This is a genomic window from Microbacterium sp. Z6_144 (genome assembly GCF_057197625.1).
Genome location: NZ_JBXVPT010000002.1, coordinates 209,949 through 233,513, shown reverse-complemented (window position 1 = coordinate 233,513; position 23,565 = coordinate 209,949). Strand labels below are relative to the sequence as shown.

Genomic DNA, 23,565 nt, shown 5'->3' with positions numbered 1-23,565 from the left:
GCCCCCCACCCGGAGGAGGGCCGATGGAGGCCGAGAGACAGACCGACGTCGTCGCCGAAGCGATCGGAGTCACCCAGCAGTATCCGGGCGTGACCGCCCTGGACGATGTGGATTTTGCGATCGCCCCAGGCGAGGTGCGGGCGCTCCTCGGCCAGAATGGCGCGGGGAAGTCGACGCTGATCCGTCTGCTGTCTGGGGTGGAGACCCCGTCCTCGGGTGAGATCCGCGTCGGCGGACAACCCCTCGGAGCGGGCGGCGTTCGGGAGGCGATCGAGAGGGGAGTGGCTACCTGTTACCAGGATCTGAGCCTCATCAGTGGCCTCACCGTCGCAGAGAACTTCTTCCTGGGTCGCTGGCCGGTCGGCGGCTTCGGCATCTCGTATTCACGAATGGCGAGCGCGGCCCGAGATGCGCTGGAGCAGTTGGGGGCGTCTATCGACCCGAACGCCGTCGTCTCTTCGCTCAGCCTCGCGGAGCAGCAGATCGTAGAGATCGCCCGGGCGCTCCGCGAGAATCCTCAGCTTCTGATCCTGGACGAGCCGACAAGCGCTCTGGCAGCCTCCGAGGTGAGCATCGTCCTGGACACCGTGCGGCGTATCGCCGGACGCGGGGTGGCCGTGATCTATGTCAGCCATCGGATGGACGAGATCCGTCAGATCGCCGATTCGGCCACCGTGATGCGCAACGGTCGGGTCATCGAGACGGTCTCCCTCGAGGGCAGCGACACCTCATCGATCATCAAGCTCATGATCGGGACGGAGGAGTCGGCGCCGCCGGCGCGACCGGCTCGCGCGAAGGGTGAGGTCGCGCTGTCTGTGCGCTCGCTCTCGCTCCCGCCGAAGCTTGAGGACGTCTCCTTCGACGTGCGGCGCGGTGAGATCCTCGGCATCGCCGGGCTGCTGGGCTCGGGCCGTACAGAGCTGTTGAGCGCCATCGCCGGGCGTGAGCGGGTGGGCGGTGGCGAGATCTTCGTCGGCGGAGAGCGCGTCGCGCGTCTGACGCCCGCGGGAATGCGCCGGCGTGGAATCGGGATGACCCCAGAGAACCGCAAAGCGCAGGGTGTGATCTTGGGGCTCGGTATCGACGAGAACATCGTGATGTCGGACTTCTCACGCGTGAGCCGGGCGGGGATGCTCTCGAGCGGCGCGATCAGCAGGGCAAGCCGCGCTCTGGCGTCCCGGCTGGCCATCAAGGCGCACGACCTCGAGCAGCCCATCGGCACCCTTTCGGGCGGCAACCAGCAGAAGGCGGTCATCGCCCGTTGGTTGCACGCGGACAGTACGGTGCTCCTTCTTGATGAACCGACCCGCGGCGTCGACGTCGAGGCAAAAGCGCAGATCTACGAGATCATGCGAGACGTTGCGGAGGCGGGCAAGGCAGTCGTCTTCGTGTCGAGCGAACTCGAAGAGCTTCCTCTCGCGTGTGATCGCGTGTTGGTGCTCGCCGGAGGCGGGATGACCCGCGAGTTCCATGCTCCCGACATTCCCCTTTCCGAACTTCTCGAGGCCTCCATGGCCACCCACGTCTGAGGCGAAAGAACCATGACAAACACCACCGAACAGACAGCGATGGGTCAGCGCGACCCGGAGCTGACCCGCTTGGGCGCGGTCGCTCGGCGATTCCGGACCAACACCACTCTGATCAACATCGTCGGGCTGCTGGTCGCGATCGTCGCTCTATACGCCTATCTCTCCTTCAATGCGTTCGGGTTCCTGAGCCCTGCGAACCAGTTGGGGTTGCTGAGAGACGCTGCGCTTGTGGGTATCGCTGCGACCGGAATGACTCTCGTCATCATCGCGGGCGAGATCGACGTCAGCGTGGGCCCCGCTGTGGCCCTGTCGTCCGTCATCGTCGCCTTCGGTATTGCGGAATGGGGGCTGCCCACGGGATTGGCGATCCTCGTGACATTGCTACTGGGGACGGCATGGGGTGCGCTCGCGGGGGTGCTCCGCGCTCGGTTCCTCGTCCCTTCGTTCATCGCGACGCTGGGGCTGTGGAGCGTGCTCCGCGGAGTCGCACAGTTCTCGACCAACGCCCTTCCCGTGCCGCTGCCTGTCGATGACCCGATCATGACGGTTCTGTCGGGCAGCTTGCTCGGTGTCCCCACGCCGGCATGGGTCATGCTCGGCGCGTTCCTTGTTTTCGGGTTCATCGCCCGCAAGACGCCCTACGGTCGAAGTGTCTTCGCGGTCGGCGGCAACGCCGCGGCCGCCCGTCTAGCGGGCATCAAGGTGAATCGCGTCCGGGTCATTCTCTTCGCCACGATGGGATTACTCTCGGCGATTTCAGGGGTGCTGCTGGCCGCCCGGCTCGGCTCGGGCAACGCGGGCGCTGCCGTCGGGCTCGAATTCGATGTGATCGCGGCCGTCGTCATCGGAGGCACGGCGATGGCCGGGGGAAGGGGCAGCCTGATCGGCACCTTCCTCGGTGTCATCTTCATCACGCTGATCGGAAACGGGCTCGTGCTGCTGGGCGTCAACTCGTTCTTGCAGGACGTCGTGCGCGGCGCGATCATCGTCGCCGCTGTTCTGTTGAACGTCACGCTGTCGCGCCGCCGCGCTACTCGACTGGAGGACTGAGCATGACCGGCAGAGAAGGTCTCGCGAGGGAGACGATCGTGCCCGAGGGACAGGTCATGAAGGGCGTCTTCCTCCCCGGCGACGCAACGGCAGAACTGCGCTCCTACGCAGTGCCGACACCTGGGCCGAACCAGTTGCTCGTACGCGTCGGCGCCTCGGGCATCTGCGGCAGCGACATCGGGTACATCTATCGCGGCTACAAGACGCATAAGGGCCTCGATGGTGCCCCCGCCTACAAGGGAGTAGTTGCCGGTCACGAACCAAGCGGACGTGTCGTCGCGGCAGGACCGGGGGTCGCGCGGTTCACGGTGGGCGATGACGTCCTCATTTACCATATCCATGGATGCGGCGTGTGCCGCAACTGTCGGGCCGGCTACTACATCAGCTGCACCGACCAGGCGCTGCGCAAGGCATACGGCTGGCAGCGGGACGGCGGCCACGCCGACTACGTTCTCGTCGACGAGACCGAGTGCATCCCGCTCTTCGCGCCGCTGACATACGCGGACGGGGCGCTCATCGCGTGTGGGTTCGGTACCGCCTACGAAGGCCTGCGTCGCGCGAACATGCATGGCGGCGAGGATCTTCTGGTCGTGGGCTTGGGCCCGGTGGGTCTGGCGGCGGCCATGATCGGGCGGGTGTTGGGCGCGCGCCGGGTGATCGGGGTCGAGCGCAACGCCGAACGAATCGACTTCGTTCGCGATCTCGGGCTGATCGACGACTTCGTCGTTGCCGATGACTCGGCGGCCGACCGCATCGCCGAGCTGACGGCTGGTAAGGGCTGTGAAGTGGCGATCGACGCCTCGGGAAGCCAACCCGGGCGGGCGACGGCGATCGCCGGTGTCGCCGAGTGGGGGCGGGTGTCGCTACTCGGCGAGGGTGGCGATCTTCATACCGAAGTCTCTGACGCGCTCCTGCACAAGCAAGTGACGATCAATGCATCATGGGTGACGTCTCTGCAGGGAATGGAAGACCTGGCGCGCATGCTTTCGGAGGCGGGGGTGCATCCGGAGATCGTCGTGAGCCACCGCATGAGGTTGGCAGACGCTGATGAGGCCTATCGCCTCGCCGCTGCCGGCACGACCGGCAAAGTCGTTCTTGTGCCCGACGACGCACCCTCCGGCCTCGCGTGACTCTGCAGATCGACAAGATCGACACGGGTGATGCGGACCTTGTCCTGTGGCGTGTCGATACCGGCGCCGTCCAGGCGGTGTTCCTCCCTTCGGTCGGCGGACGCCTTCTTTCGTTGCGCGCTTCCGGCCACGAATTGTTGTGGGTGAACCCGCGATTCTTCGATGAGCACTTCGCTGCGCAGTCACCTCGCGCCGCGTGGCCCGCCGTAGACGGATCGTTCGCTTCATGGGCGAACATCGGCGGCTCGAAGACGTGGCCGGCCCCCCAGGGCTGGGCGGGGGCGGGAGAGTGGCCCGGCCCCCCCGATGAGGTCCTGGACTCGGGGCGCTATTCCTTCGCATCTCGGGTGGAGGATTCTGCCCGCATCGCGACGGTGAGTATGACCAGCGCGCCAGACGCGCGCTCCGGGCTCACCATCACTCGGGAGTTCCGATTCGTCGCCGGTGAGGGATCCTTCGAGCAGACGACGACGTTCACCAACACATCTAGCGGCGAGGTCAGGTGGGCGATCTGGGAGGTTGCCCAGGTAGCGACGCAGCACGCGGCCGGAACCTCGCTGGAGCGCGCAGCGGTAGAAGTACCTGGGGCGTCTGTGGACGCGGTCGTGGATCTCGGCATGTATGTCGGGAGCCCGCGCGTGAGCGAGTCTGAACGCGGAATATGGCTCGCAGTGGCGCCCGGCGTCGCGAAGTTCGGCTTCCCAAACGCCGAGGGTCGCGTGTCTTTCCGAAGCGAAGACCGCCCAACTCTCGAACTCGCGACCACCGTTTACCCCGACCGGGAATACCCGGACAGTGGATCTCGCGTGGAGGTATGGACGCAAAGCCCGATCGACGAGCCGCTCCCCGAGCCGAGCGGGCTCCGGCCCGATGCCTGGCTGGTGGAACTCGAGGTGCTCTCGCCGTTCCATGTACTCGAGCCCAGCAAATCTGCGCGTATGTCCATCGCGTGGAACACGACCGACTGACGGGAGCGCACCTCCGTCGACGAACCCCTCCCCCACACTTCGCCACATGTCCGCGGTACAGATCGACGGTGCGCAGCCCGCTCATCGAGACACATCTTGGACGTCCCGGCGTGAGCCCCTTTCACACCGCCCCAACGGGTGCTCGAGCCGGGCACGGCCCGCACATCGTCGCCGGGCGTAGAGGACCTCGCTCCGCTGCACCTCGTCGAGCTGGTTGAAATGACGAACCACGCCCTTCGAAGGCCTAGCTGAATGCCACCGGCATCTCGTACCCGACGCGGGTCGCCTTGCTCAAGACGGTGTCGCCGTTGGTCACCGTAGCCATTCGAGCCGCAATCCCGTCGGCTGATCCCGTTCCGATCGCGGCGAGAGGACGGCCCGCACGCCGTCGAGCCGCCGCCCGGCGGGAGGGTGCCCTTCTCGTGGGGTGGGGCGTGCTTAGGCCCGCGGGTTAAAGGGATCGGTGATGGTGTTGCCGTAGTCGAGCCACACCGACTTCGTCTCGGTGTATTCGTACACCGCCTCGGGTCCGTTCTCGCGGCCGATGCCGCTGCTGCCGAACCCGCCGAAGGGGGCGGCGTAGCTGGTCTTGCGGTAGTTGTTGACCCAGATCGTGCCAGCCCGCACGAGGCGGGTCATCCGGATCGCGCGCGCGATGTCGGTAGTCCAGACCCCTGCAGCAAGACCGTACTCGGTGTCGTTCGCGATACGCACGGCGTCTGCCTCGTCTTCGAAACGGATGAGGCTCGCGATCGGGCCGAAGACCTCTTCGCGGGCGATGCGCATGTCGTTGTCGACATCGCCGAAGATCGTCGGGCGCACGAACAGGCCGGCGGCGAGCGCGGGGTTGTCGGGACGCGAGCCGCCGGCGAGCAGCGTCGCCCCGTCATCCTTCGCGATCTGGATGTACTGCATCACCTTGTCGTACTGAGCCTTGTTCGCGACGGTGCCCATCTCGGTTTCCGGGTCGAGCGGGTCGCCAAGGCGGATCTTCTCGGTGCGCTCGACTAGGCGACGCGAGAACTCGTCGTAGATGGAGCTCTGCACGAGTACCCGCGAACCCGCCATGCAGGTCTGGCCCGTGGCCGCGAAGATGCCGGCGATAACTCCGTTGACGGCGTTATCGAGGTCGGCGTCGGCGAAGACGATGTTTGGCGACTTGCCCCCGAGCTCAAGCGAGACCCGGGCGAGGCGGTCAGCCGCCGTCGCCGCGATCTTCTTTCCCACCGCCGTGGAGCCGGTGAACGCGACCTTGTCGACGAGCGGGTGCGCGGCGAGCGCGGCGCCGGCATCGCCGAACCCGGTCACGACGTTCACGACGCCCTCAGGAAGACCCGCTTCCACGAGCAGTCGCGCAAGGATGAGCGTCGAGACCGGGGTGACCTCCGACGGCTTGATCACGATCGTGTTGCCGGCGGCCAGTGCCGGGCACAGCTTCCACAGCAGCAGCGCGAGCGGGCTGTTCCACGGGGTGATGGCCGCGACGACACCTATCGGCTCGCGCAGCGTGTACACCTGCAGGTTGGGCACGCTCGTGGCCAGAGTGTCGCCGGTCATAGTCTCGGCCACGCCGGCGAAGTAGTAGCAGTGCGACGCGAGCGCCTTGGTCTGACCGAGCACCTCGCGGATCAGCTTGCCGTTCTCGAGCACCTGCACGCGGGCGAGCTCCTCGGCGTTGCGGGCGATGAGGTCGCCGAACGTGCGCAGGATCGTGGCGCGCTGCGCCGGCGTCGACGAACGCCAGGGCCCCGCGAACGCGCGGGCGGCCGCGGTCACGGCGCGATCGACGTCGTCCGCGTCGCCGCGCGGTACCTCTGCCCAGTCGCGTCCGTCGAACGGGTTGACCGAGGCGAACGTCGCCCCCGATCCCGAGGGCGTCCATTCGCCGTCGATGAGGAGCTGGTAGCTCTCCGTCTCCACAGTCATCTGTCAACCTTTCACTTCGATTGAGGGGTGTAGGCCCGGGTGAACCGCCCCGTCGTCGCCTGCGATTCGCGCAACAGCGCTTCGCGGATGCCCGGCACCGCGTCGTCGTCGAGCTGCGACGCGGAGCCCATGACGTTGACGGCGCCGATCACAACGCCGTGGTCGGTGAACACGGGCGCCGCCATGCCGCCGGCTCCCGAGATGCGCTCGTTGCGCGAGACGGCTACTCCGGACTCGCGCACGACCGCGAGGCGCCGTTCGAGTTCGTCGGGGTCGACGGTCGCGGCGGGGCCGTGGTCGGCGGGCATCGGCGACGACAGCACGGAGGCGATGACATCCGCCGGGAGATGCGCGAGGATCGCGCGCCCGCTCGAACCGAGCTGCAGGCTGTAGGGGCGCCCGAGTTCAACGGAGTACCGCAGCTCCGAGCTCGACATGCGCTGGTCGACGTACACGCGGCGGGTGCCGGCGAGGGCCGACACGGTCGCCGTGAGACCGGTGAGCTCGACGAGACGGTCGAGCGAAGGACCGGCCGATTCGGCAAGCCTGCTAGCCTGGGTGCTCTGATTGCCCAGCAGTAGGGCGGCGGTCCCGAGCAGGTACCGCTGCTTGCTGTCCTGCCCGACAAGTCCGCGCGACATCAGGGCGCGCAGCACCCGGTGCACTGTGGCGGGGCCCACGCGGACCCGGCGGGCGAGGTCGTTCACACCCACGGGCTGACCCGATTCGGCGAGCGCGAGCAGGATGTCGGCGACACGGCGTGCCGACTCGGTGCCTTCTTCACGTGTCATGCCCACCACTCTCCCGCGTCCGGCGGCCTTTCGCGTCTGCGTCCCGCTCACGCGAGGGCGGGGACGCTAGCGGCCCGCCCGGCGCGGATGCCGAACGTCACCGCGCGCAGCACCGAGGAGGCGCCGGGGTAGCTGTGGTGATAGAGCCCGGCGGCCTCGCCCACGACGAACAATCCGGACACGGGCGACCCGTCCTCACGCAGCGCGCGACCGGTCGTGTCGGTGCGCACGCCGCCGAAGGTGAAGGTAATGACGGCGCTGATCGGCCACGCGCCGTACGGCCCGCGGTCGATCGGGCGCGCCCAGTTGGACTTCTTCACGCGCAGCCCCGTGGTCGCGGCGCCGTCGAGACGGGAGACGTCGAGCTCGCCCGGCTGGGCAGCGGCGTTGTACTCGTCCACGGTGGCGCGGAGCGCATCGGGGTCCAGCCCGAGCAGGGTGGCGAGCTCATCGATGCTGTCGGCCAGGATCGGCTCGGTCTCGGAGAGCACACCGGGCCGCCAGTCCGAGGTGAGCAGACGCTGGTCGACGATGAGGAACGACGTCTGATTCGCGTCGCGCCAGATGTGGTACGCGACGTCTTCGAACGTCTCGTCGGGGGTGTCGCGCCCCTCGTCGAGGAACCGCCGCGCGTTCTCGTTGACGAGGATGCCGTAGGGGTAGACCATCACGAGCGCCTCGCTCTTGGTGGCGCGCGGGTCGGCGGGTTCGCCGTGGAACATGTCGAACTGCCCGGCCGGTGCCGCACCGGCACCCAGCGCCATACGGATTCCTTCGCCGCGGTCGTACCGCCCGCCCTCGCAGATGGGGGTGAGGGAGCGCCCACGCTCACCGAGGTGCTCGGCGAGCATGGCGGTGTCGCCCTGGAATCCGCCGGTCCCGAGGATGACCGTGCCGGCGCGCCACTCGTGCGGGGCGCCGTCGAGCGTGCCAGCGACGCCGACGACATGCTCCCCCTCGGTGATGAGGTGCGACACCTCGGCGTCGTAGACGATCTTGCCCCCGCTGCTCTCGAACGAGGCGGCCAGGCGGTCGACGATGGCACGCCCGCCCCCGCGGGGCATCAGGCGAGTACCGTGCGACGTGAGGAAGTAGGTCTTGTCGGCGGCCATCTCAACGCCGTGCTCGCGCAACCACGCGACCGAATCGGCGGCGGCGGCCGTCAGGTGCTCGACGATCGCGGGGTCGGCCTGGCCGAGGCTGTAGTCGATGATCCGCGAGGCGAAGTCATCCGTGGGGGTGCCGTCTTCGTGCAGGCGGAAGAACGCCTTGGTCCAGCCGGTGTTGCCGCCGCGATCCTCGCGACCGGACCGCTCCAACACGACGACCCGCGCATGGGGGTGCGCCTCGATCGCTGCGACCGCCGCGGACAGACCTGCGGATCCGCATCCGACGACCACGACGTCGATTGTGGTGAGTTCGGTCATTGACTGCTCCTTGATCTCATCCTTGAATTGCCATTCCGGCTAGCGGAACCTCATGACGGTTGCGACCTGACAACGACATAACCACCAAAGATCCCGATATGTCAATGATCTACGGCCACGACGGGTTGCCCGATCGGCGCTCCCCGTGACATCCTCATTGGGGACGACGCAAAATGCGTTTCTCTGATCGGAATGTCGGAGGGCTCATATGGACAGCCAGGATCGCCGCGGGCCTTTGAGCGATCTCAAGGTCGTCGACGTCGCGACGCTGTTCGCCGGCCCGGGGGCCGCCACCGTCATGGCCGACTTCGGCGCGGACGTGATCAAGATAGAGCACCCCGCCAAACCCGACGGTGCGCGCACGCACGGGCGCTCCCGCGACGGGCACGGCCTCTGGTGGACGAGCCTCGGTCGCAACAAGCGCACCGCGACGCTGAACCTGTCGATCGATGCTGGCCGAGAGGCCTTCCTGCGCCTCGTCGACGATGCCGACATCGTCGTAGAGAACTTCCGCCCCGGCACGCTGGAGCGCTGGGGGCTGGGTTACGACGTACTGAGCGCCCGCAATCCGCGCCTGATCCTCGTGCGGGTGACCGGGTTCGGCCAGTTCGGCCCCGCGTCCCGTCGTCCGGCCTACGGCACGCTCGCGGAGGCGATGAGCGGGTTCGCCTACTCGACCGGCTCTCCGGACGGGCCGCCGACGCTTCCGCCGCTGGCCCTCGCCGACAACATCGCCGCCCTCGCCGCCGTCATAGGCACCCTCACCGCCGTGCACGCGCGCGTCACCTCGGGGCGCGGGCAGGTCGTCGACCTCGCGATCATCGAGCCGATCCTGGCGATGCTCGGACCCCAGATCGCGTTGTACGACCAGCTCGGCGTGATCACCGAACGCCAGGGCAACAGGTCCGAGAACAACGCGCCCCGCAACACCTACCTGACGAAGGACGGCGACTGGGTCGCGATCTCGTCCTCGAGCACTTCGATCGCCTCGCGCGTGATGACCCTTGTCGGAATGCCCGAGGTCATCGAGGCGGACTGGTTCGACTCCGGCGGGGGTCGTGCGGCGCACGCGGACCTGCTCGACGGCGCCGTTGCCGCATGGATCGCCGCGCGTGGGACGAGCGATGTGCTCGCCGCGTTCGAAGGGGCGCAGGCCGCCATCGCGCCGGTGTACGACATCTCGCAGGTCGTCGCCGATCCGCAGCTCAACGCCATCGGCGCCATCGCGACGGTAGACGACCCCGACCTGGGCCCGGTGCGCATGCAGAACGTTCTCTTCCGTCTCTCCGACACGCCCGGGACGATCCGGCACACCGGCCGGGCGCACGGCGCCGACACCGACGACGTCCTCCACGAGGCGGGGTACGACGACGAACAGATCCGACGACTACGCGAGGAGGGTGCCGCGTGAGCCCCATCGTCAGCTGGCTGTACGTCCCGGCGATCCGCCCCGAGCTGTTCGCAAAGGCGTTCGCCGCGTCGCCGGGCGTCGTCATCGACCTCGAGGACGCCGTGCACCCGAGCCGCCGCGCGGAGGCACGGGAACTGCTGGTGGATGCCGTCGAGGCGGCGGGCGTCACATCCGACGCCCTCGTCGTGGTTCGGGTGAACCCCGTGGGTACCGAGGACTTCGCCCGCGACATCGCGTGTGTCGGCCCCTTGATCGCCGCCGGGCGAATCGCCGGCGTCCGTGTGACGAAGGTGGCCGGCGCGGACGACGCCGCGCGTGTCGTCACGGCCGTGCGGGACTTCGCCGAGGAGGCCCTGGTCGTCTGCCAACTCGAGTCGGCCGCGGCGATCCAGGCGGCCTCGGCGGTGGCGGCGACCTCGGGCGTCACGGGCGTCATGATCGGCGAAGGCGATCTGCGGGCCGACCTCGGCCTCCCCGCCGGTGCCGCGGGCGACCCGGGGCTGCTGCTGTCGCGACAGACCGTCGTGCTCGCCTCACGTGCGGCGGGCCTTGGCGCCCCGATCGCCGCGGCCTTCACCAACGTCTCAGACCTCGACGGCCTCCGACGCAGCTCCCTCGAACTACGGGCGTTGGGATACTTCGGCCGCAGCTGCCTGCACCCGCGGCAGATCCCCGTGGTACGCGAGGCCTTCCGCCCGCCCGATGCCGAGGCCGAGTGGGCCGACAATGTCATCGTCGAGGCCGACGCGATGGACGGCGTGGGCGACGCCTCGCGGGCCCTCGCCGACGGCTCGTTCATTGACCCGGCGATCGTCGCGCACGCGCGCTCGATCGCTGCTCAGCGGGAAGCAGCATCCTCATGACCCTCGCCTCCACGACCCAGGATGCCCTGGGCACCCTGGGCACCCTCGGCACCCTCGCCACCGGCGAGCGCGTGCGGGTGATCGACCTCGGGCAACCGCTCTTCACCGGCGTCCCCTCCTCGCCCAGCCACCCCGGCTACCGTCACACACTCATGCGCCGCCACGGCGATGCCGTGCGCGAGGACGGCACCAGCGGGGCCAACGACCTGCTCGTGCTCGGCACGCACACCGGCACCCACGTCGACGCGCTCGCCCACATCAGTCACGAAGGCCGGCTCCACGGCGGAGCCGATGCCCGCACGGCGCAGGAGGGCGGCGGATTCGACGAGCTCGGCGCCCACCGGATCGCCCCGGCGCTCTGCCCCGGTGTGCTCCTCGACGTCCCGGCAGCGCGCGGCGTCGCCCGGCTCGAACCGGGCACGCCGCTCACCGCCGACGACCTCGCGGCCACCGCCCTCGCTCAAGGGACGCAGATCGCCGAGGGTGACGCCGTGCTCGTCCGCACCGGATGGGGTGCGCTGTGGCACGACCCCGCGACCTTCCTCTCGCACGACGGCGGCGTGCCCGGCCCCGACGAGTCCGGGGCACGATGGCTCGCCGATCACGGTGCCGCGCTCGTGGGTTCGGACACCACGGCGTTCGAGCACATCCCCGCTGGGCTCGGTCATGCTCGGCTTCCCGGGCACCGCGTGCTACTGGTCGAATCCGGCATCCCGATCATCGAGATGCTCGCCCTCGAGGATCTCTCACGCTCGGGCGTGCGTCAGTTCACGTTCGTGCTGCTGCCGCTGCCGCTCGTCGGCGCGACCGGGTCGCCGGTGCGCCCCGTCGCGCTCGTGCACGACAGCGGGATCGCCCGGTGAGCGGCGCGACGGCCCATCTCGCCGACTTCTTCCGCCGCACTGCCGACGCCCCGTCCGACGGGGCGGTCGCCGATGCCCGGTCGCGGGTGCGCGACACGGTGGGCATCTCGGTGGCGGCGCTCCACACCGACCCGGCACGGGCCGTATCTACCCTCTCTCGACGCTGGGGAGGAGCGCCAGAGGCGTTCGCACTGGGGATCGCCGACCCCCTTCCGGCACCCTCGGCGGCACTGGTCAACGGCACCCTGGCGCACGCGCTCGACTTTGACGACACGCATCTTCCCTCGATCCTGCATCCGAGCGCCACGGTGGTCCCCGCCGCTCTCGCCGTCGCCGACCTCACCGACCCGAGCGGTCGCGAGCTGCTGGGAGCGGTGTCGGCAGGCCTGGAGGTGTGCATACGACTCGGAATGGCCGGCGACGACGCGGCCGCCAGCAACAACGCCTTCTTCGAGCGGGGCCTCCACGCGACCTCGATCTGCGGTGCCCTCGCGAGCGCCGGCACCGCCGCCACCCTGCTCGGGCTGGATGCCGCGGGCATCGCCCACGCGATCGGGATCGCCGCATCCATGGGCAGCGGCATCCTCGAGGCCAACCGCGCCGGGGGGTCGATCAAGCGGGTGCACTGCGGCTGGTCGGCCCACGCGGGCGTGAGCGCTGCACTGCTGGCCCAGGAGGGCATCACCGCTCCCCCGTCCGCGCTCGAAGGCCGCTTCGGATTTGTCCACGCCTACACCGGTGCGCACCCGCCCACCGCGGGGTGGATGGACGGCCTCGGCGAGCGCTGGGCGCTGGAGGACTGCTTCATCAAGCCGTACCCCGCCAACGTGTTCACCCACACGGGCATCGACGTCGCCCTGCGGCTGCGCGAGCGGGGCATCCGGCCCGAGCAGATCACCGGTGTGGTGCTGTCGGTGCCGTCACCGGTGATGCGCACCATCTCGGAGCCGCGGATCGAAAAAATTCGGCCGCGCGGCGGTTACCACGCGCAGTTCAGCGGCCCTTTCACCTTCGCTCTCGCCCTCACGCGGGGGCACGTCACACTCGGCGACTTCACCGACGAGACCGCCGCCGACCCGGGCCTTCGAGCACTGGCCGAGCGCGTCGAGTACCGGGTCGACGCCGAAGTCGACTCCCTCTACCCCGGGCAGTTGCCGACCGTGGCACACGTCACGCTCGACGACGGCTCGCGCATCGACGAGCGCGTGCTGGCGAACCAGGGCACGCGCTCGCGCCCGTGGGAGGAGGGGACGGTGGACGCCAAGTACGCCTCCACCGTCGTCGGGTTGCCCGACGACCAGCGTGACGAGCTCGCGCAGCGCCTTGACGCTCTCCCCGAGCTGCCCGGCACGGCCGGCCTTCTGCGCGGCATCGGCGTCTGACGTCGACCGGCCCCGCCGGGGCCGACGGAAAGCGGGGCAGGGCCGGTTCGTCACCGGTCCCGCCCCGCTTCTCGTGGGGGTGGATGCTGCGCGTCAGCGGTTGAGCAGCGCCGCCGTCTCGCGGGAGGCGCCGTCGGCGGTGGCGGCCTGACTGGCACGGATGCGGGTGTACCCGACGACCGCGAGGATCGAGGCGACTCCGGCGACCGTCGCCATGAGGGCTACCGGGACCCACGACTGGGTCGCCGCGAACAGCGCCGCCGCGACCAGCGGCACCGGCGCGCTGAAGACGAGCGCGCCCAAGGCGTTGGATGCGGCCACGCCTGAGTAGCGGTATTCCACCGGGAACAGGTCGGCCACCATGCTCGAGAGCACCGAGTAGGTGGTGACGTGGCCGATCAGCAGGGTGGCGAGCACCGCGACGAAGACGAGGACGAGGTTGCCAGTGTTCACGAGGGGGAAGAAGAGGAACCCCAGCGCGAGCGCCGCCACCGCTCCGATGGTGAAGATCCTCGCCGGTCCGACGCGGTCGGCGATGTTCGCCACGACGGCTAGCGCGACGGTATCGACGAGCGCGGCCATCATGATGACCAGCAGCACCGTGCCCTGCGGCAGGCCGAGCACCGCCGTGCCATAGGAGACGAAGTAGGTGCCGACGATGTAGAACACCACGTTCACCGAGGCGTTCAGACCGATACCCACCAGCAGCGGGAACTTCGCCCGCTTGGCCACCTCCAGCAGCGGGGTGCGCGCCTGGCGGCCGGAGGCCTTGACCTTCTGGAACTCGTCGGACTCGGCCACGCCCATGCGGATGACGAAGCCGATCAGCACGAGCACGAATCCGGCGAGGAAGGGGATGCGCCACCCCCACTCCAGCCGCGCTTCCTCGGGCAGGAGCGAGACGAGCGTCATGACTCCGGTGGCGAGCACAAGACCGATGGGGCTGCCCATCTGCGGCGCCGCGCCGTACAGGCGCCGACGCGCGGCGGGAGCATTCTCGACAGCTACCAGCACGGCGCCGCCCCACTCGCCGCCCACGGCGAGCCCCTGCGCGAGGCGCAGGACGATGAGCAGCGCGGGTGCGAGCAGGCCGACCTGCTCGTACGTCGGCAGCGCACCGATGAGACCGGTCGAGATGCCCATCAGCAGCAGTGTCGTGATGAGCGTCGCCTTGCGCCCGACGCGATCGCCGAGATGACCGAACACGAAGGCGCCGATCGGGCGGGCGAAGAAGGCGACTCCGAAGGTGCCGAATGCGATGAGGGTTCCGAGCACCGGGTCGGAACCCGAGAAGAACACGGCGGGGAAGTAGAGAGCCGCGGCGGTTCCGTAGATGAAGAACTCGTACCACTCGATGGCGGTGCCGACCAGGCTCGAGACCACGGCGCGACGTCCCTGCGTCGCCGACCTCGTTGCGCTCATGGGACTTCCTTTCGAACTTCATTGTTCCGTTCAGAGGAACGCTAGTCCCCGCTGAGATCCGAGGAAAAGCTAGCACATACCTGACCGCGTCGGAGTGTATGGTCCCAAGAATCGAATGTTAAGCAATCTCGTTTCTTCCAGCGAAACGAGTCGCTCTTACCCGCACCGCCTGGATGGTCGCACGTGGTTCCACGCGGGCGACTTCCGCGAGTGTGGCTTCATCAACGCGTTCGGCGAACTCGGCGGGCAGGACGAGGACGTTGCCGCCGCCGTCCGCGAACACAAGGCCTCCTTCCAGCGCCGCGTCGCCGAACTCGCCAAAGAAGCTGGCGGCTCCCCTGCCCTCTGGCGGTGACGGTGGGATGTGAACCCTTATCGGATCCCGTTTCAGAGATGCGTCAGGGTTGGGTCTACGAGCCGCGATAGCGACTCGTTCCGGCCGCATGGCGCAAGCCTCGTGCGACGACATCTTCAGCGAAATGGGGATAGGGCTTCGCGCTTGAGGCGCCGCGGAAGCTCCTCACGGGTTGAAGCTATGCGACGAAAGGTGGCACGTGCAATCGGCCTGGTCCGGGTGAGTGCGCTTACTACCGGGTGCGCTTCCGAGCCCGGTGCAGATTCCCGAGGATGCCGACGTGGATGGCGTGAACGTGGGACAGGTGCCCGCCGTCGACGCTCAGGAGGTAGAGATTTGGGGTTGTTCTCGCGGAGCTTGTCGAACTAATACTTCGCCGTCCGCCAGGATAAATATCGCTCCCGCGTCATATCCAGCTCGACTGGCGCTCCACTAGATCAAACGATTGCCCCTGGAAGGACTCGACGTGCCCGACGCCGTGCATCCCCTGCCTGCCACCATGAGCGCTGCCATCTGGAACGGCGACTCCGCATCGCTCCGTATCGAACAGATTCCGGTACCGCGCCCCTCCGCAGGCGAAGTGCTCGTCCAGGTTGCCGCCTGCGGCGTCTGCCACACCGATCTGCACGTCCTCAAGAGCGAAGTGGCATTCCCCGCGCCCGCCGTGATCGGACACGAGATCAGCGGAATCGTCGCGGAGGTCGGCGCGTCGGTGGACGGGTTCGCCGTGGGCGACCGGGTCGTCGGCGCCTTCATCATGCCCTGCGGGTGGTGCGATCAGTGCCTCCGCGGTCGCGACGATCTGTGCACCACATTCTTCGGCGAGAACCGGCTCAAGGGCAATCTCCTGGACGGCACGTCGCGCCTGACGCGATCGGATGGCTCCCGACTGTCGATGTACTCGATGGGAGGGATGGCCGAGTACGCCGTCGTGCCTGCGACGGCGCTGGCCGCCTTAGACCCCGCGCTGGCGCTGGAGCAGTCCTGCGTGCTCGGGTGCGCCGCGTTCACCGCCTACGGCGCAATCGCCGCCGCAGGCCTCGAGGCGGGTGAGTCCGTGGCGGTTGTCGCGGTCGGCGGCGTGGGGTCGAGTCTCGTCCAGATGGCCGCTCACGTCGGTGGCGCTCCGGTCATCGCACTCGACGTCGCCGACGACAAGCTCGAGGGCGCCCGCGCGCTCGGAGCCACCGACACGGTGAACATCCGCGTCGAGGACCCTGTCACGGCGGTCCGCGCGATCTCGCCCGGGGGTGCGGACGTCGTCTTCGAGGCGCTCGGCCGCCCGGAGACGTTCGAGCTCGCGCACTCCCTCCTGGCGGACGGGGGACGGATGATCGCCGTCGGCATCGCCGCGGGACAGGCGACGGCGGCCATCCCAATCACCCAGCTCGTGCGTCGCGGGCAGACCATCCGCGGCTCTTTCGGCGCGCGCACCCGCGGCGATCTCCCCGCGGTGGTCGCCGTCGCCGCCGACGGCGGATTCGACGTCGAGCGGGTCGTCACCCGCACGTACTCCCTCGCCGACGCCGACGCGGCCTACCAGGACCTCGCCGCCGGACGCATCACGGGGCGCGCCATCGTGGTGATGGGCGCCGTTCACCCTGACCCCGAAAGCGACAATTCATGACGTCACCAGAACCGCAGACCATCAGCCACTGGATCGACGGGGCTCCGCACCCGTCGAGCTCGAACCGCACCGCGCCGGTGTACGACCCCGCGCGGGGGGTCGTCACCAGCAGAGTGGTACTCAGTGACGACGCCGATGCGGAGGCCGCCGTCGAGGCCGCCGCCCGCGCCTTTCCGGGATGGCGCGACACGTCGCTGGCACGCCGGCAGGCGATCGTCTTCCGCTTCCGGGAGCTGCTGGCTGCGCGCAAGCGCGACCTCGCCGCGATCATCACCGGCGAACACGGCAAGGTGCTCAACGACGCCGAGGGCGAGGTACAGCGCGGACTGGAGGTCGCGGAACTGGCCACGGGATTTCCTCACCTGATCAAGGGCGACTACTCCGACAACGTCTCCACCGGGGTGGATGTCTTCACGTTGCGGGAGCCGCTGGGCGTCGTCGGGATCATCAGCCCGTTCAACTTCCCGGCCATGGTGCCGTTGTGGTTCTTCCCCATCGCGATCGCTGCTGGCAATACGGTGATCCTCAAGCCCAGCGAACGCGATCCCTCCGCCGCCATGTGGCTCGCGGAGTTGTGGAAGGAGGCAGGGCTCCCCGACGGCGTGTTTAATGTGCTGCACGGCGACAAGTCCGCCGTGGATGCTTTGCTGCAGCATCCACAGATCGAGGCCCTCTCATTCGTCGGGTCCACCCCCGTCGCCCGCTACATCTACACCGAGGGCGCCCGCCACGGCAAGCGCGTGCAGGCTCTGGGCGGCGCTAAGAACCATATGCTCGTGCTGCCCGACGCCAACCTCGACCTCGTGGCCGATCAGGCTGTGAACGCCGGCTACGGCTCGGCCGGCGAACGGTGCATGGCGATCTCAGTCGTGCTCGCCGTCGAACCGGTGGCTGATGTCCTCATCGCCAAGATCCGCGAACGGATGTCGGGCCTGCGGACCGGCGACGGGAGGCGATCGGTCGACATGGGGCCGTTGATCACTCGCGAGCACCGCGACAAGGTCGCCTCCTACATCGACATCGCGGAGCAGGACGGCGCGTCCGTGGTGGTCGACGGGCGGGATACGCAGGTCGACGGTGACGCCGACGGCTTCTGGCTGGGTCCGACCCTGCTTGATCGGGTGCCGACGACCAGTCGCGCGTACCGCGAGGAGATCTTCGGACCGGTGCTCTCCGTGATCCGAATCTCCAGCTTCGAAGAGGGAGTCCAGCTGATCAACTCGGGCGAGTTCGGCAACGGCACCGCCCTCTTCACCAACGACGGTGGAGCGGCGCGGCGGTTCCAGCGCGAGGTGCACGTCGGCATGATCGGCATCAACGTGCCCATCCCGGTCCCCGTCGCGTACCACTCCTTCGGCGGCTGGAAGAACTCGTTGTTCGGCGACGCGAAGGCGTACGGCCCCCGCGGCTTCGACTTCTACACGCGCGAGAAGGCGATCACATCGCGCTGGCTCGACCCCGCTCTCCATGGCGGGATCGACCTCGGATTCCCTCAGCAGGCATAGCTCTCGAACGCTCATCGAACGCGCTGCGAATAGTCCGCGTAGTTTCGACTGCGAGAAGCGGGACGAATCCACCCTGATCACCCTCCTCACGGAGGCTGACCCGGGGGGGGTTCTCCGTCGACTGGGACCGAGGTTCTGAAACGGTGCTCGTCACACCGTGGACAGCACGTCGGCAGCCGCGAGCACCACCCATCCCAGGTAGGCGAGAACGCAGAACCTGTCCGGCCATCCGATTCGGATCTCAGGCGAGCCGCCCTGCCCGCGGGCGGGGGCAGCGGCGATGAGGAACCACACCAGGCCGGCCAACGGAACAACGGATGCGATCGCGAGCGTCCAGCCGCGCGCGGACGCCACCCCGACCCCGGCCAACAGCGCGGCAAGGGGAAAGCCGGCGAGCAACACACCGCCCAGCACCGTGTGCGCCCTGCCCACGGGCGTGGCCTGAGCGCGCGGAGTCATGATCGGATCGGCGTCGATGAACGCGGCACCGAGCGCGCCCAGTGCCACAGCGGCAAGGCCGATGGTCCACGCGCCGCCGAACGGCCACAAGGCGATGCACGTCGCCGCAAGGCCGATGGCCATCGTGACGAACGCGAGGCGCATCACCCACCCGAATCGCCCGAGGGAGTACTCGCTGATCATCCGCCACGAGGGGTCGTACCCGGGCTCCAAGACGTGGAGGACCGCAATCAGCCCCACTGTGATCCCGCCGGCGACGAACACCGTGACGGCGGCGATGGCTGCGACGCTCACTTTCGGACAGCCACCCCTTCAGCGACCACGCGTATCCGCTGCGCTCTTCCAACTCCCATTGAACGGGATGGAAACCACCCTCTGATCAGGGATTATTGCGGTGACGCTGGGATTTGAACTCTTATCGGATCGAACTTCAGCGGTTCGCGCCGACGTTACTTCCGTGTCGTTCCGCAACTCGCGACCTTTCGCCGGTACGCAATGGTAGCGCTGGAATGTCCTCAGCTTTGCCCACGGCTTGCTCACGGCAAAGAACCTGCGCGCGGCTTCTGCTAACGCGGGCCGCGATCGGCTGACGCTGCCCCGAGCCGACCCTCGATGCCACACCGACCTCGCCGTCGAAAGAAACTCCCAGTCGCGATGCATTATGACGACCGCGTTCGCGGAAGCTCCGGCCGAGCGTAGGAGTTCGTACCTCGTCATGATCTACGAGCACTAACGACACCCACGTCAGCGTGATTCCGTCAAGCGCGACGACTTTCGCCGCCCACCGGGTGCACTGTTGCCGGCTGACGCAACTGCGGATAGGCGCTTAGTCCTCGAAGTCGTCCCAGCGCTGCACGAACCCCGAGATCGGCTCGATGGCCGACAGAAGGTCGTTGCCACGCTCGGTCAGGTGATACCGCACGCTGACGGGGATGGTCGGGATGACCTCTCGCTCGACCAGCTGCGCCGCACCGAGCTGCCGCAGGCGCACGGTGAGCATGCGGGCGGACAGACCGGGGACCGCGGTGAGGATCTCGCTGAACCGTTCCGCCCCGCGGGCGAATGCGAGGAGGATGCCTGCCGACCAGCGCTGACCGACGACCTCGAGCATCTCACCGGCCCGCTGGCAGTCCCGCTCGTCGGCGTGTTCCCATGCGGTCGTCGGCTTGGCAGGGGAGGCGGATGTCGCAGTCACTTACTCATCGTAAGTGACTTACACGATGTTTGCATCGATTCCGCGAAGAAGCACAGCATGGCCGCATGCCTGATTACGGTCACCCGTTGAAGTTCGGGAGCTTCATCACTCCCCGAAACGACATCCCCCAGCTCCCCGTCGACCTCGCGATCCTGAGCGAGGAGGTGGGCCTCGACGTCGTCACCTTCCAAGATCATCCGTACCAGCCCACGTTCCTCGACACCGCGACACTGCTGACCTGGGTCGCGGCGCGCACCTCCCGCATCCACGTCTCAGCGAACGTGCACAGCCTGCCGCTGCGCCCCGCCGCCGTGCTCGCGCGCGCGAGCGCCAGCCTGGACCTGCTCAGCGGCGGCCGCGCTGTTCTCGGACTGGGGACGGGAGGGTTCGGCGGCCCCATTGCGGCGATGGGTGGCCCCGATCGCACCGTCGGTCAGGCCGTGAGCGCCCTGGACGAGGCCATCGATGTCATCCGCGGTATCTGGGCCGGCAACGACCCGACGCCGCTGTACGTGAACGGCGAGTACTACCAGATCACAGGCGCCAAGCGTGGGCCGAACCCGGCCCACGACCTGCCGATCTGGGTGGGCGCCTACAAGCCGCGCATGCTTCGGCTCGTCGGACGCAAGGCCGACGGCTGGCTCCCGAGCCTGCCGTGGCTGGAGATGGGCGTAACGCGGGCGAACGAGATCATCGACGAGGCGGCCCGCGGCGCCGGGCGCGACCCGCGCGACATCGTGCGGCTGCTGAACATATTCCCCCAGACCACCACCGACGAGCTTGCCCGGCTCGCGATCGAGGACGGTGTGAGCACCTTCATCGTTGCGAGCGATGACCCCGCCGAGATCCGCCACTTCGCACAGGTGGTCGCGCCCGAGGTGCGCGAGCGTCTCGAAGAGCACCGGGCGCGCGAGGCGACGCCGGGAGGCGGCGGTCGGCCGGTGCCGAGCTTCGAGGGTGACGACGTACCGGAGTCGCTCGCCGCGTCCGCGCTCGCCCCGGGCCAAACGGGGTACACCCGATACACGTCCGGGTACTTCCGCGGTGCCCGCCCGGGTCTCGTACTGCGGCCGAAGACGCCGACGCAGGTGCAGGATGCTGTGCGTTTCGCTGCCCGTCACCGCGACGTGCCGCTGGGCATCCTCAGCGGCGGCCACGGACTGTCGGGCCGCTCGCTCAACAACGACGGCATCGTGATCGCCGTCGACGCGCTGAACAGCATCGAGATGCTGGGAGGCGGGCATTTCCGGACCGGGCCGGGCGCCGACTGGGCCGAGGTGGCCCGTGCGCTCGCTCCGCACGGGCTCGCGCTCACGGCGGGAGACTACGGCGGCGTGGGGATCGGGGGCCTCGCCACCGCCGGCGGCATCGGCTGGTTCGTGCGCGAACACGGACTGACGATCGACCACCTGCGCTCCGTCGACGTCGTCACTGCGGACGGCGCGCTCGTGCGGGCCAGCGCGGATGAGAACCCGGACCTGTTCTGGGCGATGCGCGGGGCGGGCGCGAACTTCGGCATCGGAGTGTCGTTCGAGTTCGAGGCGCACCCCCTCGGCCCGTCGGTCGGCTTCGCGATGCTCACGTACGCGGTCGACGACATCGCCGGGTTCCTACAGGACTGGGGGACGGCGCTGGAATCGGCGCATCCCAGCGTCACCGGAACGCTCATGATCGCCGCGCGCGGGCGGGGAGCGGGCCAAATCGCCGTGCAGGCACTGCTCGTGGTCGACTCGGACGACCCCCACACTGTCGTAGAGCGACTGCAGCCCTTCGCCCCGCTGGCACCGCTGGCGAGCCAGTCCGTGCAGTTGGTGCCCTACTCCGCCCTGCTGGAGCCGCCCCCCGGTGACCAGCAGCAGGGCCGCGGCGAACCGCACTCGCACTCCGCGCTGTCCCGTCATCTGAGCGAAGAAGTCGCCGCCGCTCTCGCCGACCTGCTCGGAGCGGATTCGCCGTTCATCCTCTCGGTACGCTCCGCCGGCGGTGCGGCCGGGAACACCGCGCCGGATGCCACCGCCTACGCCTGGCGCAGCGCGAACTTCCTCATCGCGACCCTCGGTGGACGCACTCCCGACTTCGAGGCACGGTGGAGGCGAGTACGCGACCGCGCGGAGGGAATGTACTTGAGCTTTGAGACTGACACCGGCCCCGAGGTTGTCGCCCGCGCTTTCCCTCCCGCGCACCTAGAGCGGCTGCGTGACCTCAAGCGTCGCTGGGACCCGACGGGCCTGTTCCGAGACAACTTCTACATCGTGCCCGCGGAGGGCTGAGCTGACCCCCATCCGCCCCACGGGCCGCGACCATCCGGTGACAGGTCACCTCCGGTGGGGGTGGGGGCGAAGGTGCCTAAGGTGACGACTCGTGAGCGCGTGCATTGATCTCGAAACCCGGGGTTCTGCTGTCATTCCGCGGCAGCAGCACGCGAACTTTCGTCAACTTTGCCCACGAGCTTGCTCACGGGTGGAGGGAGATCTCCATCCAGTTCCGCCGCAACCGCGAGGTGCCGCGCGAACACCTCGCTTCACCCGATTCTTCTCACCGCTGCACCCCGCTCTCTTGCCGCGCGTTCGCGCTTCCGGCGCAGACTATGCGTCGAACGATCTCACTCCGGACCGACTCAGGATCGGCGGTATCGAGCACGACGACGTTCCCGGTGGTCTCGAAGTCTGGGTTCGTCACCCCGTCCTCCTGGACGCGAACCGACGCCGATCGCTCGGTGAACAGTTCAGGTCGCGCGAGCCACAGAGCGAGGATCGGGTCGTGCGGTGTATTCCGGTCCTCGCCATTGAATTTCCACCACACGCCGATCTCGTCGGCGATGACCTGCCCGAAGGGGCCGGCGTCCGCGATCTGCTGCACGTCGTGCCGATCGAGCGACACTTTGGTCGTGAGGTCGAGCCCGCCCGCAACGATGCGCATGCGAGAGACGAACACACGTCGCGCCGCGTCGACGTCGCTCAGGATGTTGTGCTCAGCGGCCGCACCCACTCGGAAGTCTCCCCCCATGACGACGAGCCGCCGCACGTTGCGCTCGAACTCCGGGTCTTCGTCGAGTGCTGCGGCGATATTCGTCAGCGGACCGATGGCGAGCACGTCGAGCGACCCGGGATTGGCCGCCGCAGCCGCCACGAGCGCGCCCACTCCGTCGTCGTCCACGGTCTCGTGCTCCAGGTCTGGGAACAGCGCTCCTTCATGGCCGGCCCACCAGACGGCTCGGCCGCTGCGGGTCGACTCTGTCCCGGCGGCGATGGAAGGAACATCCTCGACCGCCGCGATCCTCAGATACCGACGCGTGAGCTGGGCCCGCAGCCGGGTGTTCCCGTAAACCGTGGAAACACCCACGAGGTGCAGCTCGGGCGAACCCAGGATGAGCGCCAGCGCCAGCGCATCGTCGACGTCAGAGCCCATGTCGGTGTCGAGAAAGAGTGTCATAGTGTCCGTTCTGTGATTACAGCCCTTGCTCCCGGTGGAAGCGAGGGAGGCGGTGAAGTGGCGCTGGAAGACGAGAAGCAATACGAGCGGCACGATCGTGAGGAGAACGGCGCCGGCGAAGATCGCGCTGAAGTCCACCTGCTGCGAGGTGGCCAGGTTAGCGAGCGCGATGGGCCCGAGCATGACCGACGGCCGCGTCGCCACCAGCAGCGGCCACGGATAGGTGCCCC

At 68.4% G+C, this 23,565-nt stretch carries 19 protein-coding genes; 12 read left to right on the top strand and 7 right to left on the bottom strand.

Going from position 1 to position 23,565, the window contains the following annotated elements:
• Positions 1-23 precede the first annotated feature (23 nt).
• Genes AC2DGY_RS13245 through AC2DGY_RS13230 form a run of 4 tightly spaced genes read left to right on the top strand, consistent with a single transcriptional unit; the run spans position 24 to position 4,677 of the window.
• Positions 24-1,529, top strand: a complete 1,506-nt coding sequence (locus AC2DGY_RS13245) for a sugar ABC transporter ATP-binding protein (protein ID WP_484510219.1) — start codon at positions 24-26, stop codon at positions 1,527-1,529.
• A gap of 12 nt (positions 1,530-1,541) precedes the next feature.
• A complete protein-coding gene (locus AC2DGY_RS13240) occupies positions 1,542-2,579 on the top strand; it encodes an ABC transporter permease (protein WP_484510218.1) in 1,038 nt (345 codons plus the stop codon).
• 38 nt (positions 2,580-2,617) lie between these two features.
• Complete coding sequence (locus tag AC2DGY_RS13235; protein WP_484510217.1) at positions 2,618-3,709, top strand: zinc-dependent alcohol dehydrogenase family protein; 1,092 nt, start codon at positions 2,618-2,620, stop codon at positions 3,707-3,709.
• Positions 3,706-4,677, top strand: a complete 972-nt coding sequence (locus tag AC2DGY_RS13230) for a hypothetical protein (RefSeq protein WP_484510216.1) — start codon at positions 3,706-3,708, stop codon at positions 4,675-4,677. The genes AC2DGY_RS13235 and AC2DGY_RS13230 overlap by 4 nt, the downstream gene beginning before the upstream one ends.
• A 438-nt stretch (positions 4,678-5,115) precedes the next feature.
• On the opposite strand, the gene AC2DGY_RS13225 is transcribed toward AC2DGY_RS13230, so the two are convergent.
• From AC2DGY_RS13225 to AC2DGY_RS13215, 3 genes are read right to left on the bottom strand one after another with little or no spacing between them, the layout of a single operon-like run.
• Positions 5,116-6,603 carry an aldehyde dehydrogenase gene (locus AC2DGY_RS13225; protein WP_484510215.1) on the bottom strand — a complete coding sequence of 496 codons (1,488 nt, stop codon included), beginning with the start codon at positions 6,601-6,603 and terminating at the stop codon, positions 5,116-5,118.
• An 11-nt stretch (positions 6,604-6,614) separates the two neighbouring features.
• Positions 6,615-7,394, bottom strand: coding sequence for an IclR family transcriptional regulator (locus AC2DGY_RS13220; protein WP_484510214.1), 780 nt, complete (start codon positions 7,392-7,394; stop codon positions 6,615-6,617).
• 47 nt (positions 7,395-7,441) lie between these two features.
• Positions 7,442-8,821: an FAD-binding protein gene (locus AC2DGY_RS13215; RefSeq protein ID WP_484510213.1), complete on the bottom strand. Its 1,380-nt coding sequence runs from the start codon at positions 8,819-8,821 to the stop codon at positions 7,442-7,444.
• A 235-nt stretch (positions 8,822-9,056) separates the two neighbouring features.
• Here AC2DGY_RS13215 and AC2DGY_RS13210 point away from each other — a divergent pair, with 235 nt between their 5' ends.
• Genes AC2DGY_RS13210 through AC2DGY_RS13195 form a run of 4 tightly spaced genes read left to right on the top strand, consistent with a single transcriptional unit; the run spans position 9,057 to position 13,340 of the window.
• Positions 9,057-10,232 carry a CaiB/BaiF CoA transferase family protein gene (locus tag AC2DGY_RS13210; RefSeq protein ID WP_484510212.1) on the top strand — a complete coding sequence of 392 codons (1,176 nt, stop codon included), beginning with the start codon at positions 9,057-9,059 and terminating at the stop codon, positions 10,230-10,232.
• On the top strand, positions 10,229-11,095 hold the full coding sequence (locus AC2DGY_RS13205) for an HpcH/HpaI aldolase/citrate lyase family protein (protein WP_484510211.1): 867 nt from the start codon (positions 10,229-10,231) through the stop codon (positions 11,093-11,095). Before AC2DGY_RS13210 ends, AC2DGY_RS13205 begins: the two co-directional genes overlap by 4 nt.
• The gene (locus tag AC2DGY_RS13200) at positions 11,092-11,958 is read left to right on the top strand and encodes a cyclase family protein (RefSeq protein ID WP_484510210.1); all 867 of its coding nucleotides are present in this window, start codon (positions 11,092-11,094) and stop codon (positions 11,956-11,958) included. The genes AC2DGY_RS13205 and AC2DGY_RS13200 overlap by 4 nt, the downstream gene beginning before the upstream one ends.
• Entirely contained in the window at positions 11,955-13,340 is a 1,386-nt protein-coding gene (locus AC2DGY_RS13195) for an MmgE/PrpD family protein (protein ID WP_484510209.1), read from the top strand. The genes AC2DGY_RS13200 and AC2DGY_RS13195 overlap by 4 nt, the downstream gene beginning before the upstream one ends.
• A gap of 93 nt (positions 13,341-13,433) precedes the next feature.
• On the opposite strand, the gene AC2DGY_RS13190 is transcribed toward AC2DGY_RS13195, so the two are convergent.
• Positions 13,434-14,762 (bottom strand): MFS transporter, encoded by a 1,329-nt coding sequence (locus tag AC2DGY_RS13190; protein ID WP_484510208.1) that lies wholly within the window; start codon positions 14,760-14,762, stop codon positions 13,434-13,436.
• Between the two features lie 115 nt (positions 14,763-14,877).
• Between AC2DGY_RS13190 and AC2DGY_RS13185 the strand changes: the two genes are divergently transcribed.
• The 3 genes from AC2DGY_RS13185 to AC2DGY_RS13175 all read left to right on the top strand — a co-directional run bounded on the left by AC2DGY_RS13185 (position 14,878) and on the right by AC2DGY_RS13175 (position 18,249).
• Complete coding sequence (locus AC2DGY_RS13185; RefSeq protein ID WP_484510207.1) at positions 14,878-15,117, top strand: hypothetical protein; 240 nt, start codon at positions 14,878-14,880, stop codon at positions 15,115-15,117.
• 499 nt (positions 15,118-15,616) lie between these two features.
• Complete coding sequence (locus tag AC2DGY_RS13180; protein WP_484510206.1) at positions 15,617-16,744, top strand: alcohol dehydrogenase catalytic domain-containing protein; 1,128 nt, start codon at positions 15,617-15,619, stop codon at positions 16,742-16,744.
• The gene (locus tag AC2DGY_RS13175) at positions 16,741-18,249 is read left to right on the top strand and encodes a CoA-acylating methylmalonate-semialdehyde dehydrogenase (protein ID WP_484510205.1); all 1,509 of its coding nucleotides are present in this window, start codon (positions 16,741-16,743) and stop codon (positions 18,247-18,249) included. Before AC2DGY_RS13180 ends, AC2DGY_RS13175 begins: the two co-directional genes overlap by 4 nt.
• A 150-nt stretch (positions 18,250-18,399) precedes the next feature.
• Here the strand turns inward: AC2DGY_RS13175 and AC2DGY_RS13170 are convergent, their stop codons facing one another.
• Both AC2DGY_RS13170 and AC2DGY_RS13165 read right to left on the bottom strand, forming a co-directional pair.
• Positions 18,400-19,002 carry a DUF998 domain-containing protein gene (locus tag AC2DGY_RS13170; protein WP_484510204.1) on the bottom strand — a complete coding sequence of 201 codons (603 nt, stop codon included), beginning with the start codon at positions 19,000-19,002 and terminating at the stop codon, positions 18,400-18,402.
• Between the two features lie 532 nt (positions 19,003-19,534).
• Positions 19,535-19,903 carry a winged helix-turn-helix transcriptional regulator gene (locus AC2DGY_RS13165; RefSeq protein ID WP_484510203.1) on the bottom strand — a complete coding sequence of 123 codons (369 nt, stop codon included), beginning with the start codon at positions 19,901-19,903 and terminating at the stop codon, positions 19,535-19,537.
• Between the two features lie 65 nt (positions 19,904-19,968).
• Between AC2DGY_RS13165 and AC2DGY_RS13160 the strand changes: the two genes are divergently transcribed.
• A complete protein-coding gene (locus AC2DGY_RS13160; RefSeq protein ID WP_484510202.1) occupies positions 19,969-22,173 on the top strand; it encodes an LLM class flavin-dependent oxidoreductase in 2,205 nt (734 codons plus the stop codon).
• A gap of 265 nt (positions 22,174-22,438) precedes the next feature.
• On the opposite strand, the gene AC2DGY_RS13155 is transcribed toward AC2DGY_RS13160, so the two are convergent.
• On the bottom strand, positions 22,439-23,539 hold the full coding sequence (locus AC2DGY_RS13155; RefSeq protein ID WP_484510201.1) for a nucleoside hydrolase: 1,101 nt from the start codon (positions 23,537-23,539) through the stop codon (positions 22,439-22,441).
• Between the last annotated feature and the right edge of the window lie 26 nt (positions 23,540-23,565).